This is a genomic window from Flavimobilis marinus, assembly GCF_900113055.1.
Lineage (GTDB): Bacteria > Actinomycetota > Actinomycetes > Actinomycetales > Cellulomonadaceae > Flavimobilis > Flavimobilis marinus.
Window position 1 is genome coordinate 15,136 of sequence record NZ_FONZ01000002.1, and the last position, 14,270, is coordinate 29,405.

Annotated in this window: 16 protein-coding genes; 9 read left to right on the forward strand and 7 right to left on the reverse strand. The window is 72.2% G+C overall.

The window, feature by feature from the left end:
• Window positions 1-6: 6 nt before the first annotated feature.
• From BMZ30_RS05050 to BMZ30_RS05060, 3 genes are all read right to left on the reverse strand, one after another.
• Window positions 7-987, reverse strand: coding sequence for a COX15/CtaA family protein (locus BMZ30_RS05050; protein ID WP_093375836.1), 981 nt, complete (start codon window positions 985-987; stop codon window positions 7-9).
• A 63-nt stretch (window positions 988-1,050) separates the two neighbouring features.
• A complete protein-coding gene (locus BMZ30_RS05055; protein ID WP_093375838.1) occupies window positions 1,051-1,809 on the reverse strand; it encodes an ABC transporter permease in 759 nt (252 codons plus the stop codon).
• On the reverse strand, window positions 1,806-2,741 hold the full coding sequence (locus tag BMZ30_RS05060; protein ID WP_093375840.1) for an ABC transporter ATP-binding protein: 936 nt from the start codon (window positions 2,739-2,741) through the stop codon (window positions 1,806-1,808). Before BMZ30_RS05060 ends, BMZ30_RS05055 begins: the two co-directional genes overlap by 4 nt.
• Window positions 2,742-2,924: 183 nt before the next feature.
• Here BMZ30_RS05060 and BMZ30_RS05065 point away from each other — a divergent pair, with 183 nt between their 5' ends.
• From BMZ30_RS05065 to BMZ30_RS05100, 8 genes are all read left to right on the forward strand, one after another.
• On the forward strand, window positions 2,925-3,644 hold the full coding sequence (locus BMZ30_RS05065; RefSeq protein ID WP_093375842.1) for a helix-turn-helix transcriptional regulator: 720 nt from the start codon (window positions 2,925-2,927) through the stop codon (window positions 3,642-3,644).
• Window positions 3,641-5,086, forward strand: a complete 1,446-nt coding sequence (gene sufB, locus BMZ30_RS05070) for a Fe-S cluster assembly protein SufB (protein ID WP_093375844.1) — start codon at window positions 3,641-3,643, stop codon at window positions 5,084-5,086. Before BMZ30_RS05065 ends, sufB begins: the two co-directional genes overlap by 4 nt.
• Complete coding sequence (gene sufD / locus BMZ30_RS05075; RefSeq protein WP_093375846.1) at window positions 5,086-6,300, forward strand: Fe-S cluster assembly protein SufD; 1,215 nt, start codon at window positions 5,086-5,088, stop codon at window positions 6,298-6,300. The genes sufB and sufD overlap by 1 nt, the downstream gene beginning before the upstream one ends.
• Window positions 6,297-6,632 carry a non-heme iron oxygenase ferredoxin subunit gene (locus BMZ30_RS05080; RefSeq protein ID WP_093375848.1) on the forward strand — a complete coding sequence of 112 codons (336 nt, stop codon included), beginning with the start codon at window positions 6,297-6,299 and terminating at the stop codon, window positions 6,630-6,632. Before sufD ends, BMZ30_RS05080 begins: the two co-directional genes overlap by 4 nt.
• Before the next feature lie 17 nt (window positions 6,633-6,649).
• The gene (sufC, locus tag BMZ30_RS05085) at window positions 6,650-7,408 is read left to right on the forward strand and encodes a Fe-S cluster assembly ATPase SufC (protein WP_093375850.1); all 759 of its coding nucleotides are present in this window, start codon (window positions 6,650-6,652) and stop codon (window positions 7,406-7,408) included.
• 105 nt (window positions 7,409-7,513) lie between these two features.
• The gene (locus BMZ30_RS05090; protein ID WP_093375852.1) at window positions 7,514-8,779 is read left to right on the forward strand and encodes a SufS family cysteine desulfurase; all 1,266 of its coding nucleotides are present in this window, start codon (window positions 7,514-7,516) and stop codon (window positions 8,777-8,779) included.
• Between the two features lie 11 nt (window positions 8,780-8,790).
• Entirely contained in the window at window positions 8,791-9,291 is a 501-nt protein-coding gene (sufU, locus tag BMZ30_RS05095; RefSeq protein WP_093375854.1) for a Fe-S cluster assembly sulfur transfer protein SufU, read from the forward strand.
• Complete coding sequence (locus BMZ30_RS05100; RefSeq protein ID WP_093375856.1) at window positions 9,288-9,614, forward strand: metal-sulfur cluster assembly factor; 327 nt, start codon at window positions 9,288-9,290, stop codon at window positions 9,612-9,614. Before sufU ends, BMZ30_RS05100 begins: the two co-directional genes overlap by 4 nt.
• A gap of 96 nt (window positions 9,615-9,710) precedes the next feature.
• Here BMZ30_RS05100 and ypfJ read toward each other — a convergent pair whose 3' ends face one another.
• From ypfJ to BMZ30_RS05120, 4 genes are all read right to left on the reverse strand, one after another.
• A complete protein-coding gene (ypfJ, locus tag BMZ30_RS05105) occupies window positions 9,711-10,598 on the reverse strand; it encodes a KPN_02809 family neutral zinc metallopeptidase (RefSeq protein ID WP_093375858.1) in 888 nt (295 codons plus the stop codon).
• Window positions 10,599-10,632: 34 nt separating this feature from the next.
• Window positions 10,633-11,214 carry a CbiQ family ECF transporter T component gene (locus BMZ30_RS05110; RefSeq protein ID WP_093375860.1) on the reverse strand — a complete coding sequence of 194 codons (582 nt, stop codon included), beginning with the start codon at window positions 11,212-11,214 and terminating at the stop codon, window positions 10,633-10,635.
• A 67-nt stretch (window positions 11,215-11,281) separates the two neighbouring features.
• Window positions 11,282-11,971 carry an energy-coupling factor ABC transporter ATP-binding protein gene (locus BMZ30_RS05115; protein WP_093375862.1) on the reverse strand — a complete coding sequence of 230 codons (690 nt, stop codon included), beginning with the start codon at window positions 11,969-11,971 and terminating at the stop codon, window positions 11,282-11,284.
• On the reverse strand, window positions 11,968-12,552 hold the full coding sequence (locus BMZ30_RS05120) for a biotin transporter BioY (RefSeq protein ID WP_093375864.1): 585 nt from the start codon (window positions 12,550-12,552) through the stop codon (window positions 11,968-11,970). The genes BMZ30_RS05115 and BMZ30_RS05120 overlap by 4 nt, the downstream gene beginning before the upstream one ends.
• Window positions 12,553-12,665: 113 nt before the next feature.
• Between BMZ30_RS05120 and BMZ30_RS05125 the strand changes: the two genes are divergently transcribed.
• Window positions 12,666-14,264 (forward strand): ABC-F family ATP-binding cassette domain-containing protein, encoded by a 1,599-nt coding sequence (locus BMZ30_RS05125; protein ID WP_093375866.1) that lies wholly within the window; start codon window positions 12,666-12,668, stop codon window positions 14,262-14,264.
• Window positions 14,265-14,270: the final 6 nt, after the last annotated feature.

Below are 14,270 nucleotides of genomic sequence, written 5' to 3' on the forward strand. Positions count from 1 at the left end.
CAGCGACTAAGCGGTGGCGTCCTCGTCGTCGGCGATGGCCTCGGCCTCGGCCTCGACCAGGACGCCACGCTCGCGCGTGGTAAGCACGAACCAGACGGCGGCGGCCGTCACGACGCCCGCCCCGAGCATGTGGATCGCGACGAGCGCGATCGGCAGCCCCGCGAAGTACTGCACGTACCCGACGACGCCCTGGGCGACGGTCAGCGCGAGCAGGGTGAGCGACGCCCGACGTGCTCCGGCCGGTGCCGGGTGGCGCCACAGGTACCAGCAGGTCGCCACGAGCGCGAGGACGAACAGCCAGACCGACAACGCGTGGAAGCGCGCCATGAGCGCGGGGTCGACGGCGAAGCGGTAGCCGACCTCCTCGTCGCCCGAGTGCGGACCGGCGCCGGTGACGATGACGCCGAGCACCAGCATGGGGACCGCGACGACCGCCGTCACGCGCGCCCCGATCCACGCGGCCGGGTGCACCACGCGCAACGGCGGGCCGTCGCCCTCGCCCGCGCGGTGCAGGAGCAGCATCGACACGGCGATGAGCGCGAGCGAGATCAGCATGTGCCCGCCGACGACGGCCGGGTGCAGGTCGACGAGGACCGTGATCCCGCCGATCACCGCCTGCAGGAGGACGCCGGCCAGCGGGGCCAGAGCGAGCAGCCGGAAGGACTTCGCACGGGTGCGGTCGGGCCAGACCGTCAGCACGACGAGCGCGGCGACGACGACGAGGACGCCGGTGAGCGTGCGGTTGCCGAACTCGATGTACGGGTGGATCGACGTGGCGGCGTGCAGCTCGGGAGCGAACTGGCCCGGTTCGCACTGCGGCCATGTGGAGCAGCCCAGGCCGGAGCCGGTGAGCCGGACGAGGCCACCGGTGACGACGATGCCGATCTGCGCCACGAGGTTCGCCACCAGCGCGGGCCGTGCCCAGCGGGCCAGGCGTCCGGTGGGCGGCGTGGCGAGGGGCGCGTCGAGTTCCGTGGGCGTGCTCACGCTCCTACGGTAGTCGCGGCGGGCGTCCCGGCGGTCCGGCAGGTGCGTGACCCGCCTCACGCGTCAGCTCCAGCGGAAGACGCGGGTGGCGAGCGCCCAGAGGGCCGCGGCCCAGCCAGTGAGCAGGGTGAGCTCCCCGACGGGGAAGGCGCCGTGCGTCAATGCCGCGCGCAGTGCGTCCCCCAGGGCGGCCGAGGGCAGGAGCTGGGCGAGGTCGGCGGCGACGCCTGGGAGCTGGTCGGCCGGGACGATCACGCCGCCGGCGACCACCAGCACGACCAGGAGGATGTTGGCGAGCGCCAGCACTCCCTCGGGGCGCAGGGTGCCGGCGACCACGAGCGCGAGGGCGGTGAACGCGGCCGTGCCGAGGACGAGCGCCAGGACGGCGGTGGCGATCCCGGCCGGGTCGGGCGACCAGCCCAACCACAGCGCGACGGCACCCAGGACGACGACCTGGACAAGCTCGACCCCGAGCACGCCCAGCACCTTGCCCGCGAGCAGCCCGCGGCGCCCCAGCGGAGTGGTGGCGAGCATCCGGAGCACGCCGTTGCGCCGGTCGAACGCGGTCGCGATCGCCTGCGACGTGAACGACGCGCCGAGGACGGCGAGAGCAAGGACGCCCGGTGTGACGAAGTCCACCGTGGTCGCTCCGTCGGTGGTCAGGCTCACGACGTCGGTGCGCACGAGCCCGACGAGGAGCAGAGCCGGCAGCAGGAGCGTCACCATGAGCTGCTCGCCGTTGCGCAGCACGGCGCGCACCTCGAACCCGGCCTGGGCGCGCAGCCGCGCGGTACGCGGGGCCGCTCCGGTGGTGGCGGTCATCGCAGGCTCCGTCCGGTGAGGTCGAGGAACACGTCCTCGAGCGTGCGGCGCCCGAGCGAGATCGAGGTGAGCAGGACGCCGTGCTCGGCGGCCCAGGTCCCGATCGCCGCGAGCGACCGGGGGTTCACGGCGCCGGTGACGGTGTAGCGGTGGCCCTCGACGTGGTGCACGGCCCAGTCGCCGGGCGCGAGTCGGTGCAGGTAGCCGCGCAGCGACGTCGGGTCCAGCGGGCCGCGGGCCTCGATGCTGACGACCGAGTCGCCCTCGACCGAGGTCAGCTCGTCGGGGGTACCGGCGGCGATGACCTTGCCGTGGTCCATGACGACGACGTGGTCGGCGAGGTCCGCGGCCTCGTCCATGAGGTGCGTGGTCAGCAGCAGCGTGGCGCCGTCGGCGCGCAGCTCGCGCACGAGGTCCCACACGGCGCGCCGCGACTGCGGGTCCATGCCCGCGCTCGGCTCGTCGAGGATCACCAGGTCCGGGCGCCCGACGACGGCGCACGCGAGCGCGAGGCGCTGGCGCTGTCCGCCGGACAGCCGTCGCACCTGGGTCCGGGCGAACGTGTCGATGCCCAGCCGCTCTGCGAGACCCGCGACGTCGCGCGGGCGGGCGTACATCTTGGAGACGTGGGCCAGGACGTCGTGGGCGCGTGCCGAGCCGGGCAGGCCGCCGTCCTGGAGCATCACGCCGACGCGGGGTCGCAGCTCACGGGCGTCGCGCACCGGGTCGAGCCCGAGGATGCGCACCGAGCCGCCGTCGGGGGACCGCAGCCCCTCGCAGCACTCGATCGTGGTCGTCTTGCCGGCACCGTTGGGCCCCAGCAGCGCGGTGACCGCGCCGGGCGCGACGTCGAGGTCCAGGTGGTCGACGACGGTCGCCTCGCCGTAGGTCTTGACGAGGCCGCGGATCTCGAGAGCCGGAGGCGGGGGCACGAGACGGAAGTCTAGGGCTTGGCGGCCTCCCGGCCCTGGTGAGGCTCGCCTTCCTTGCACGGAATCAATTAGGCAACAAGACTGTTGGCTAATTCAGTGGGCCGATGTTGTCTGCCCGCCTGCGTCCTCATCACCCCTCGTCATCCCTCGTCACCCCTCACCCCGCCGGAAGGAGCCCGCGCCATGACCGTGTCCGCAGCCTCCTCCCCGCGCGAGACCGAGGCCGGCACCCGCCAGCGTGTGCTCGCGCTCGTCACCCGTGAGGGACCGATCAGCGCGGCCGAGCTCGCCGCCCGGCTGCGGCTCACGTCGGCCGGCATCCGCCGGCACGTCGCGGGCCTCGAGGCCGAGAACCTCGTCGCTGTGCACGAGGGCGCACCGGCCGGCGGCCGCGGCCGCCCGGCGCGCCGGTACGTCGCGACCGACCTCGCCCAGGAGTCGATGTCCGGCGCCTACACCGCGGTCGCCGTGCAGGCGCTCGAGTACCTGGCCGAGGTCGGGGGAGACGCCGCGATCGACGGCTTCGTCGAGCGCCACGTCGCCCAGCTCGAGGACCGCTACGCCCCGCAGATCACGGGCGAGAGCATCGAGGAGCGCGCGGGCCAGCTCGCGGACGCCCTCGCCGCCGACGGCTACGCCGCGAGCGTCCGCCCCGTGCCCGGCACGCTGATGATGCAGCTGTGCCAGGGGCACTGCCCCGTGCAGCACGTCGCCGCGCGCTTCCCCCAGATCTGCGACGCCGAGGCGCGGACGTTCTCGCGTCTGCTCGGCTCGCACGTCCAGCGGCTCGTCACCCTCGCGGGCGGCGCGCACGTCTGCACCACGAACATCCCTGTCACCCGACCAAGCAGCGAGAACCCAACCCCAGCCGGCGTGTCCGGCTCAGTGGAAGGAACGAGATGAGCGCACCTACCGAAGACGCCGTCACCGGCGCCCCGAGCACCGACGAGGAGATCATCGCCTCGATCGGCTCCTACGGGTACGGCTGGCACGACAACGACGACGCAGGCTCGCTCGCGCGCCGCGGCGTGGACGAGGACGTCGTCCGCAACATCTCGGCTCTCAAGAACGAGCCCGAGTGGATGCTGAACCAGCGCCTCAAGGCCCTGCGGATGTTCGGCAAGAAGCCCATGCCCAACTGGGGCTCGGACCTGTCCGGGATCGACTTCGACAACATCAAGTACTTCGTGCGGTCCACGGAGAAGCAGGCCACCAGCTGGGAGGACCTGCCCGAGGACATCAAGAACACCTACGACCGCCTGGGCATCCCCGAGGCGGAGAAGCAGCGCCTCGTCGCCGGCGTCGCCGCGCAGTACGAGTCCGAGGTCGTCTACCACCAGATCCGTGAGGACCTGGAGGAGCAGGGCGTCATCTTCGTCGACACCGACACCGGCCTGCGTGACTACCCGGAGATCTTCGAGCAGTACTTCGGCTCGGTCATCCCGGCGGGCGACAACAAGTTCGCCGCGCTCAACTCCGCCGTGTGGTCGGGCGGGTCGTTCGTCTACGTGCCGCCGGGCGTGCACGTCGAGATCCCGCTGCAGGCCTACTTCCGCATCAACACGGAGAACATGGGCCAGTTCGAGCGCACGCTGATCATCGCCGACGAGGGCTCGTACGTGCACTACGTCGAGGGCTGCACGGCGCCGATCTACAAGAGCGACTCGCTGCACTCCGCGGTCGTCGAGATCATCGTCAAGAAGAACGCCCGCGTGCGCTACACGACCATCCAGAACTGGTCGAACAACGTGTACAACCTGGTGACCAAGCGCGCCACGGCCGCCGAGGGCGCCACCATGGAGTGGGTCGACGGCAACATCGGCTCCAAGGTCACCATGAAGTACCCGGCGATCTACCTCATGGGCGAGCACGCCAAGGGCGAGACGCTGTCGATCGCGTTCGCCGGCGAGGGCCAGCACCAGGACGCGGGCGCCAAGATGGTGCACGCCGCCCCGCACACGTCGTCGTCGATCATCTCGAAGTCGGTCGCGCGCGGCGGTGGGCGGACGTCCTACCGCGGCCTCGTGCAGGTGCTCGAGGGCGCCTCGCACTCCGCCTCGACCGTGCTGTGCGACGCGCTGCTGGTGGACCAGATCTCCCGCTCGGACACCTACCCCTACGTCGACGTCCGCGAGGACGACGTCTCGATGGGGCACGAGGCCACGGTCTCCCGGGTGAGCGAGGAGCAGCTGTTCTACCTCATGTCCCGAGGCATGCCCGAGACCGAGGCGATGGCGATGATCGTGCGCGGGTTCGTCGAGCCCATCGCGCGTGAGCTGCCCATGGAGTACGCGCTCGAGCTCAACCGCCTCATCGAACTTCAGATGGAAGGGTCAGTCGGCTGATGACCACTGCTGCACCGAACACCGTCACCACCACCGACCACTCCCGGGCGGTCGCGGACGGCGCCCACTCGCACGGCGTCGGGGGCACCCCCCAGGGCTCGCGCGCCGAGCGCATCACCTCGTTCGACCTCGCCACCATCCCGGTGCCGACGGGACGCGAGGAGGAGTGGCGCTTCACCCCCGTGTCCCGCCTGCAGCCGCTGTTCGCCGAGGCGATCGACGGCCACGGCATCCGCACCACCGTGGTCGCCCCGAACGAGGTCCAGGTGGAGCTCGTCGGTCGCGACGACGCCCGCCTGGGCACCGCCGGGACCCCCGGGGACCGCACGGCCGTGACCGCGTGGAACTCGTTCGCCGAGGCCACCGTCGTCACGATCCCGACCGAGGTCGTCGCGAGCGAGCACGTGTCCATCCGCGTCGAGGGCATCGACACCGTCGCCACGGCGTCGCACATCCTCGTGCACGCGCAGCGGCACTCGCAGGCCGTGGTCGTCCTCGACCACCTCGGGTCAGCCACGCTGACCGAGACGGTCGAGATCGTCGTCGACGACGGCGCGCACCTCACGCTCGTGTCGGTCCAGGACTGGGCCACCGGCGCTGTGCACGCGGCCTCGCACCGCATCCGCCTGGGCCGCGACGCACGCGTCAAGCACGTCGTGGTGACCTTCGGCGGCGACGTCGTGCGCGTCACGCCCGACGCCGAGTTCACCGCTCCGGGCGGCGACGTCGAGATGGTCGGCCTGTACTTCGCCGACGCCGACCAGCACCAGGAGCACCGCCTGTTCGTGGACCACGCGGTCCCGACCTGCAAGTCCCGCGTCACGTACAAGGGCGCGTTGCAGGGCGCCGGCGCCCACACGGTCTGGGTGGGCGACGTGCTCATCCGCGCCGCGGCGGAGGGCACCGACACCTACGAGCTCAACCGCAACCTCGTGCTCTCCGAGGGCGCGCGGGCGGACTCGGTCCCGAACCTCGAGATCGAGACCGGCGAGATCGAGGGTGCCGGCCACGCGAGCGCGACGGGCCGGTTCGACGACGAGCAGCTGTTCTACCTGATGGCTCGCGGCATCCCCGAGATCGACGCCCGTCGTCTCGTGGTGCGTGGCTTCTTCACCGAGCTCATCAGCGAGATCGGCGTCCCCGAGGTCGAGGAGCGTCTGATCGCCTCGATCGAGGCCGAGCTCGAGAAGTCGATGAGCGTCCTGGGCGCATGACGGCCCAGTACGCCTGCGCCGCCGCGGACGTCCCCGTCGAGGGGACGCTCCGCGTCGAGCTCGACGACGACGCCGGCCGCGTGGTCGAGGTCGCGGTCGTGCGGGACTCCGACGGAGCCCTGCACGCCGTGTCCGACATCTGCTCCCACGGCGCCGTCTCGCTGTCCGACGGCGAGGTCGACGGGTGCTTCGTCGAGTGCTGGCTGCACGGGTCGCGGTTCGACCTGCGCACCGGCCAGCCCGACGCACCGCCGGCCGTCCGTCCCATCCCCGTCTACCCCCTGACCGTCGACGGCGAGAACGTTCTCGTCGACGTCGACGCCCCGCTCTGAGCTTCGAGGAGAAATACATGTCCACTCTCGAGATCCGCGACCTGCACGTCAGCGTCGAGACCAAGGAAGGCCCCAAGCAGATCCTGCGCGGCGTCGACCTCACCATCCGCCAGGGCGAGACCCACGCGATCATGGGCCCGAACGGCTCCGGCAAGTCCACGCTGGCGTACTCGATCGCCGGCCACCCCAAGTACACGATCACCTCGGGCACCGTCACGCTCGACGGTGAGGACGTCCTCGCGATGAGCGTCGACGAGCGCGCCCGCGCCGGCATGTTCCTGGCCATGCAGTACCCGGTCGAGGTCCCCGGCGTCTCGGTCGCAAACTTCCTGCGCACCGCGAAGACCGCGATCGACGGCAAGGCACCCGCGCTGCGTACCTGGGTCAAGGACGTCAAGGTCGCCATGGAGCAGCTCCGCATGGACTCGGCGTTCGCCGAGCGCTCGGTCAACGAGGGCTTCTCCGGTGGCGAGAAGAAGCGCCACGAGATCCTGCAGATGGAGCTCCTGAACCCGAAGATCGCGATCCTCGACGAGACCGACTCGGGCCTCGACGTCGACGCGCTGCGGATCGTCTCCGAGGGCGTCAACCGGGTGAAGTCGACTGGTGAGGTCGGCGTCCTGCTGATCACGCACTACACGCGCATCCTGCGCTACATCAAGCCGGACTTCGTGCACGTGTTCGTGGACGGCCGGATCGCCGAGGAGGGCGGCCCCGAGCTCGCCGAGCGCCTCGAGGCCGAGGGCTACGACCGCTTCCTGGCCCCGCAGGCCTGAGCACGTCCCCCTGAGGACACCGCTGCAGGGGCGGGCGACCGCCCCTGCAGCATCCCGCGCGGCGCAGCCGCCGGGCACCGACACTCCCGAAGGACGGGTGAGACCATGCTGAGCCCCGCCGAGCTGGCAGCCGTGCGCGCCGACTTCCCGCTGCTCGCGCGCACGCTGCGCGACGACCGCCCGCTGGTCTACCTGGACTCCGGCGCGACGTCGCAGAAGCCGGACCCCGTCCTCGACGCCGAGCAGGACTTCTACCTGCAGCGCAACGCCGCCGTGCACCGCGGCGCGCACCAGCTGGCGGAGGAGGCGACCGAGGCGTTCGAGGGCGCCCGGCGCCTCGTGGCCGGGCTCGTCGGCGTCGACACCGACGAGATCGTGTGGACCTCCGGCGCGACCGCGGCCATCAACCTGGTCGCCTACGCGATGTCCAACGCGACCCTGGGACGCGGGGGAGAAGCGGCCCGCCGCTTCGCGCTCCAGCCCGGTGACGAGATCGTCGTGACCGAGGCCGAGCACCACGCGAACCTCGTCCCATGGCAGGAGCTCGCCGCCCGCACCGGCGCCGTGCTGCGGTGGTTCGGCGTCGACAACGACGGTCGCCTGCGGATCGAGGACGGCGTCATCACGCCGCGCACCAAGGTCGTGGCCTTCACGCACGCCTCGAACGTCACGGGCGCGATCTCCCCGGTCGCGGAGATCGTCCGCCGCGCCCGCGAGGTCGGAGCGCTCACGGTCCTCGACGCGTGCCAGTCGGTGCCGAACATGCCCGTGGACCTGCACGCGTTCGACGTCGACTTCGCGGCGTTCTCTGCGCACAAGATGCTCGGCCCCACCGGCGCCGGCGCACTCTACGGCCGCCGTGAGCTGCTGGCCGCGATGCCCCCCGTCACGACGGGCGGCTCGATGGTCGAGGTCGTCACGATGAGCGAGACCACCTACGCGCCGCCGCCCCAGCGCTTCGAGGCGGGCACGCAGCCGGTCGCGCAGATCATCGCGATGGGTGCTGCGGCGCAGTACCTCGGCGAGCTCGGCATGGAGGGCGTGTGGGCGCACGAGCAGCAGCTCGCCGGCGAGCTCCTCCAGATCACCGACATCCCCGGCATCCGGGTGATCGGCCCGACCGACACTACCGACCGCCTTGCCGTCGTCTCGTTCGTCGTCGACGGCGTGCACGCCCACGACGTCGGCCAGGTGCTCGACGACGCGGGCATCGCCGTCCGGGTGGGCCACCACTGCGCGCAGCCGCTGCACCGCCGGTTCGGTATCGCCGCGACGGCCCGCGCCTCGGCGTCGGTCTACACCACTGCTGACGAGATCGCGACGTTCCGGGAATCCCTCGCGGGTGTCCGGGCGTTCTTCGGTCAGGCCTGAGGAGGAACGTCATGTCCAACGCGATGCAAGAGCTCTACCAGCAGGTCATCCTCGACCACTACAAGGCGCCGCACGGCAAGGGGCTGCAAGACGCAGCCGCCGGCAGCGCCTGCGGCGAGTCGCACCAGGTGAACCCCACCTGCGGTGACGAGGTCACGCTCCGGGTCGAGGTCGACGGCCAGCAGATCACCGGGCTGTCCTGGGACGGCCAGGGCTGCTCGATCTCCCAGGCGTCCCTCTCGGTGATGACCGAGCTGACCCAGGGCGCCTCGGTCGCCGACGCCGAGCGCCTGGGCGAGGTCTTCCGCGACCTGATGAACACCCGCGGCAAGGGCCTCGACGACGACGACGCCGAGGACCTCCTCGGCGACGCCGTGGCCTTCACCGGCGTGTCGCAGTTCCCCGCCCGTATCAAGTGCGCGCTGCTCGGCTGGTCCGCGCTGCGCGACGCGCTCGTCCGCGGCACGTCGGTCACGGCGTCCGCACCTCACACCACCCAGGAGATCTCATGACGGAGCAGCCCACCGCGACCACCGCGGCCGACGTCGAGGAGGCCATGCGCGACGTCATCGACCCGGAGCTCGGTATCAACGTCGTTGACCTCGGCCTCGTCTACGGCGTGACGGTCGATCAGAACAACCACGCGGTCATCGACATGACCCTGACGTCCGCGGCGTGCCCGCTGACCGACGTCATCGAGGAGCAGACCGGCGCCGCGCTCGAGGGCGTCACCGCCGGCTTCCGGATGAACTGGGTGTGGATGCCGCCGTGGGGCCCGGAGAAGATCACCCCCGACGGCCGCGAGCAGCTGCGGGCCCTGGGCTTCAACGTCTGAGCGGACTGCAGCGCAGCACCGAAGAATGGGCACTTTTTGTCGTGATTCACGACAAAAAGTGCCCATTCTTCGTTCGGGAGGGCCTCGGGGTGAGGGTCAGAGGTCCGTTCCCGCGACCTCGAAGGTCGTGCACGCCGCCGGGCCGCCCTCGTAGCCGGCCGTGAACCAGCGCTGGCGCTGTTCCGCGGAGCCGTGGGTCCAGGACTCGGGGGAGACCTGGCCGGTGGCGGCCTCCTGGATGCGGTCGTCGCCGACCGCGGCCGCGGCGTCGAGGGCGTCGGCGATCTGTGCGTCCGTGGGCGGCTCGATGAGGGTCACGCCCTGGTCGTCCGTCGTGGTCGCGGCCGCCGCGGCCCACGCCCCGGCGTAGCAGTCGGCCTGGAGCTCCAAGCGCACGGCGTCCGACGTCGGGCCGGTCCCGGAGCGGTCGGCGGCGGCCATCGCGCCGGTCAGGTGGGAGACGTGGTGGCCCCACTCGTGGGCGACGACGTACATCTGGGCGAACGCGCCGCCGTCGGCGCCCAGGCGCGTGCGCAGGTCCTCGAAGAACGCGACGTCGAGGTAGATCTCCTCGTCGCCCGGGCAGTAGAACGGGCCGACGGCGCTGGTCGCGTTGCCGCACGCCGTCCCCACCGCGTCCTCGAAGAGCGTCACGTGGCTCGGGCGGTACTCGGCCTGCGTCAGCGCCGGGTAGGTCTGCGACCAGAAGTCGTCGAGGGAGTCCGCGGTGCCGACCATCCGGCACTCGGTGTCCGTGTTGGCGAGCGACGCGTCCGCGCAGCGGTCGAGGCTCTCGGTGGTCGCGCCGTCGCCTGCGGAGCCGCCCCCGCCGGTGAGCCCGCTCAGGTCGACCCCGAGCAGCTGGCCGAGCAGCACGAGCGCGACGGCGCCGAGCCCGCCCCCGATCGCGATCCCACCCTTGCGGCCGCCGGATCGCTTGCTGGCCCGGCTGGTGTCGATCCGCGCGTCGTCGTTGAAGGTCATGGACGGACGCTACGACGGCGCCCGCGGCGCCGCATCAGGAAGGCTGGTCGGCCAGCCCACGGGCGGCGAGCGCCTCGCCCGTGCGCTGGGCATGGCCGACGGCGCGGACCGTGGCGGAGCCGGCGATCGCGCCGAGCCGCCGCTCGGCCCCGCGGGCGCGTGCGGCCTCCCGTGCCGAGGCCGCCACGCCCCCCAGCACGGGGATCGCGCGGAGCATGAGGCTCACGGCCAGCGAGATCGTCCACGCACGCCCGGGGGAGAGCCCTAGTCGCAGCGCCCCGCGCTCGAGCGCGTCGAGCATCGCGGTCGCCGAGGTGGTCAGGGTGACGGCGTGCGCGACGACGGCCACGGCCACGAGGTCGAGCGCGACCTCCACGCCCCGCAGCGGCGTCCCGGCGACGACGTGCACGACCGCCAGGACGAGGGCGAGCAGCGCGAGGGGCACCGCGCGCCGGACGACGACGGCCAGCGGCGCCCGCCACGCGAGGGCAAGAGACACCGCGCACCCGAGCGGCAGCGCGAGGCCGAGCCACACCGGCACGGGCAGCGCGTGCGCGGGCAGCCCGGCGAGCACACCGACGCCGAGCAGGGCCAGCAGCCGCGCCCCGGCGCTCATCGCGTCCCCGCGCTCGTCGGGTGCCCCGCGCCCAGCGCGCTGCCCGAGCCCACCCTGCCGCCCACGCTCATCGCAGCTTGCCCGCCGTCATGCGCGCGACGTACAGATCGACGCCTGCGTCCGGGTCGCCGTCGTGCACCACGTGGCCGTCGTCGACGACCAGCACGCGGTCCGCGCGTCGCGCGGCGTCGAGGTCGTGCGTGGCCGTGACGACCTGGGCGTCGAGGTCGGCGAGCAACCGGTCGACGTGCGTGCGCCAGCGCAGGTCGAGCAACGTCGTCGGCTCGTCGCACACGAGCACACGCGGACCGGTCGCCAGGACGCTCGCGAGGGCGAGGAGCTGCTTCTGGCCCGCCGACAGCCCGTGGGCGCTGCGGTCCGCGTGCGCCGCCAGGCCGAAGCGCTCGAGGACGGCGAGCGCGGCGTCGTCGTCCGCCTTGCGGCGCACCCGGCCGCGCAGGGACAGGGCGACGTCCTCGCGCGGGGTGGGCATGAGGATCTGCGCCTCGGGGTCGGTGAACACGAAGCCGACGTCGCGGCGCACCGCGGGCCCGTCGGTCGCGGTGTCGCGACCGTGCACCCGCACCGAGCCGCTCGTGGGGAGCAGCAGGCCGTTGAGCAGGCGCAGGAGGGTCGACTTGCCGCTGCCGTTCGCCCCGACGACGGCCACCCGTCGCTCGGTCAGCGTTGCGGTGACGGGGTGCACGAGGACCGCGCCGTCGGGCGCGTGCACGGTCGCCTCCCACAGCTCGATCACGAGGTCGCGAGCCTCCGGCGCGCCGCGAGCACGGGGAACGCGCGCTGCACAGCAAAGGCCCCGGCGACGGCGAGGATCACCTTCGCGAGCTCGGGCAGGATGAACACGACGTTGCTCGCCGCCGCGGTGCCGATCGCGAGGTCCGCGCGCCACGCGAGGACAGGGATGCCGAACGCGTAGACGAGGACGATCCCGAGGAGGGCACCGGCCACCGTGCCGACGGCGGACCAGCGCATCCGCGCGAGCGACTGCCGCACGGCACCCGCGGCGAACGCGGCGAGCGGGAAGGAGAGCAGGTACCCCGCTGTGGGGCCGGTGATCACGCCGAGCCCGCCGCTGCCGAGCGCGAAGACCGGGAAGCCCACGGCCCCCACCAGCAGGTACAGCCCGAGGGCCGCGGCGCCGCGCACCGGGCCGAGCGCCAGCCCGACGAGCAGCACGGCGAAGGTCTGTAACGTCACCGGGACGCCGACGCTCCCGACAGGCACGGCGAGCTGGGAGCAGACCGCGACGAGCGCGGCGCCCGTCGCGACCAGTGCGAGGGTCGTCGCGGCGGGGACTGGCGTGCTCGTGCGGTCCATCGGTGCCTCCGGTGTGTCGGAAAAGACGTTCTGCGTCACGGTAGCCACGGGTAGAGTTGGTGGCGTTTGTGCCACCTGCCAAGGCTGGCGTCGTCCGTTCGGAGGAAACCTCATTGATCACTGCCCAAGCTGTCGAGCTGCGCGTGGGTGCCCGCGTGCTGCTGCACGAGGCGACCTTTCGTATCGCCCCGGGAGACAGGATCGGGCTGGTCGGGCGTAACGGTGCCGGCAAGACGACGCTGACCAAGACGCTCGCGGGGGAGACCCTGCCGGCGGGCGGCAAGATCGTGCGCGGCACCGAGATCGGCTACCTCCCGCAGGACCCCCGCACCGGCGACCTCGAGGTGCTCGCGATGGACCGGGTGCTCTCGGCGCGCGGCCTGGACACGATCGTGCGGCAGATGCGCGAGACCGAGGGCGCGATGGCGAGCGCCGACGTCGAGACGCACGAGGCGGCGATGGCCCGCTACCCCAAGCTCGAGGAGCGCTTCACCGCGGCCGGGGGCTACGCCGCGGAGAGCGAGGCGGAGCGCATCACCTCGAACCTCGGCCTCGACGCGCGGATCCTCGCGCAGCCGATCGGCACGCTCTCCGGTGGTCAGCGCCGCCGGATCGAGCTCGCGCGCATCCTGTTCTCCGGGGTCGACACGCTGCTGCTCGACGAGCCGACCAACCACCTCGACGCGGACTCGATCATCTGGCTGCGCGAGTACCTGCGCAGCTACTCGGGCGGGCTCGTGGTGATCAGCCACGACGTGGACCTGCTCAAGGCGACCGTGAACAAGGTCTTCCACCTGGACGCGACCCGCGGCGAGCTCGACCAGTACAACCTCGACTACGAGACGTACCTGGTGCAGCGCGAGACCGACGAGCGTCGCCGCCGCCGGGAGCGCCAGAACACGGAGAAGAAGGCCGCGGTCCTGGTCTCCCAGGCGGAGAAGATGCGCGCGAAGGCCACCAAGGCCGTCGCGGCGCAGAACATGCTCAAGCGCGCCGAGCGCATGCTGGGCTCCCTCGAGGGCGAGCGCGTGAGCGACAAGGTCGCCAAGCTGCGCTTCCCCAAGCCTGCGGCCTGCGGCAAGACTCCGCTCACGGCGTCGGGCCTGTCGAAGTCCTACGGCTCGCTCGAGATCTTCACGGGCGTGGACCTCGCGATCGACCGCGGCAGCCGCGTGGTGATCCTCGGCCTCAACGGTGCGGGCAAGACGACGCTGCTCAAGCTCCTCGCGGGCGTCGAGCAGGCGGACAGCGGGACGGTCGACGCCGGGCACGGGCTCAAGCTCGGGTACTACGCCCAGGAGCACGACACGCTCGACATGGACGCGACCGTCGTGCAGAACCTGCGCCACTCCGCCCCGGACCTGACCGACACGGAGGTGCGCTCGGTGCTGGGCTCGTTCTTGTTCTCCGGGGACGACGCCGACAAGCCGACGCACGTGCTGTCCGGCGGGGAGAAGACGCGTCTCGCGCTCGCGACCCTCGTGGTGTCGCAGGCCAACGTGCTGCTCCTCGACGAGCCCACCAACAACCTCGACCCCGCCAGCCGCGCGGAGATCCTCGGGGCGCTGCGCAGCTACGAGGGCGCGGTCGTCATGGTGACCCACGACGAGGGGGCCGTGGACGCGCTCACGCCCGAGCGGGTGCTGCTGCTGCCCGACGGCGACGAGGACCTGTGGAACGACAGCTACGCGGAGCTCGTCGCCCTCGCCTGAGCGCGG

Excerpts from the sequence above, each read along its gene's own strand:
- BMZ30_RS05065 (WP_093375842.1), top strand. The coding sequence starts at position 2,925 with ATGACCGTGTCCGCAGCCTCCTCCCCGCGCGAGACCGAGGCCGGCACC.
- sufD (WP_093375846.1), top strand. The coding sequence starts at position 5,086 with ATGACCACTGCTGCACCGAACACCGTCACCACCACCGACCACTCCCGG.
- BMZ30_RS05055 (WP_093375838.1), bottom strand. The coding sequence starts at position 1,809 with ATGACCGCCACCACCGGAGCGGCCCCGCGTACCGCGCGGCTGCGCGCC.
- BMZ30_RS05080 (WP_093375848.1), top strand. The coding sequence starts at position 6,297 with ATGACGGCCCAGTACGCCTGCGCCGCCGCGGACGTCCCCGTCGAGGGG.
- BMZ30_RS05110 (WP_093375860.1), bottom strand. The coding sequence starts at position 11,214 with ATGAGCGCCGGGGCGCGGCTGCTGGCCCTGCTCGGCGTCGGTGTGCTC.
- ypfJ (WP_093375858.1), bottom strand. The coding sequence starts at position 10,598 with ATGACCTTCAACGACGACGCGCGGATCGACACCAGCCGGGCCAGCAAG.
- sufC (WP_093375850.1), top strand. The coding sequence starts at position 6,650 with ATGTCCACTCTCGAGATCCGCGACCTGCACGTCAGCGTCGAGACCAAG.
- BMZ30_RS05120 (WP_093375864.1), bottom strand. The coding sequence starts at position 12,552 with ATGGACCGCACGAGCACGCCAGTCCCCGCCGCGACGACCCTCGCACTG.
- BMZ30_RS05100 (WP_093375856.1), top strand. The coding sequence starts at position 9,288 with ATGACGGAGCAGCCCACCGCGACCACCGCGGCCGACGTCGAGGAGGCC.
- sufU (WP_093375854.1), top strand. The coding sequence starts at position 8,791 with ATGTCCAACGCGATGCAAGAGCTCTACCAGCAGGTCATCCTCGACCAC.
- sufB (WP_093375844.1), top strand. The coding sequence starts at position 3,641 with ATGAGCGCACCTACCGAAGACGCCGTCACCGGCGCCCCGAGCACCGAC.
- BMZ30_RS05090 (WP_093375852.1), top strand. The coding sequence starts at position 7,514 with ATGCTGAGCCCCGCCGAGCTGGCAGCCGTGCGCGCCGACTTCCCGCTG.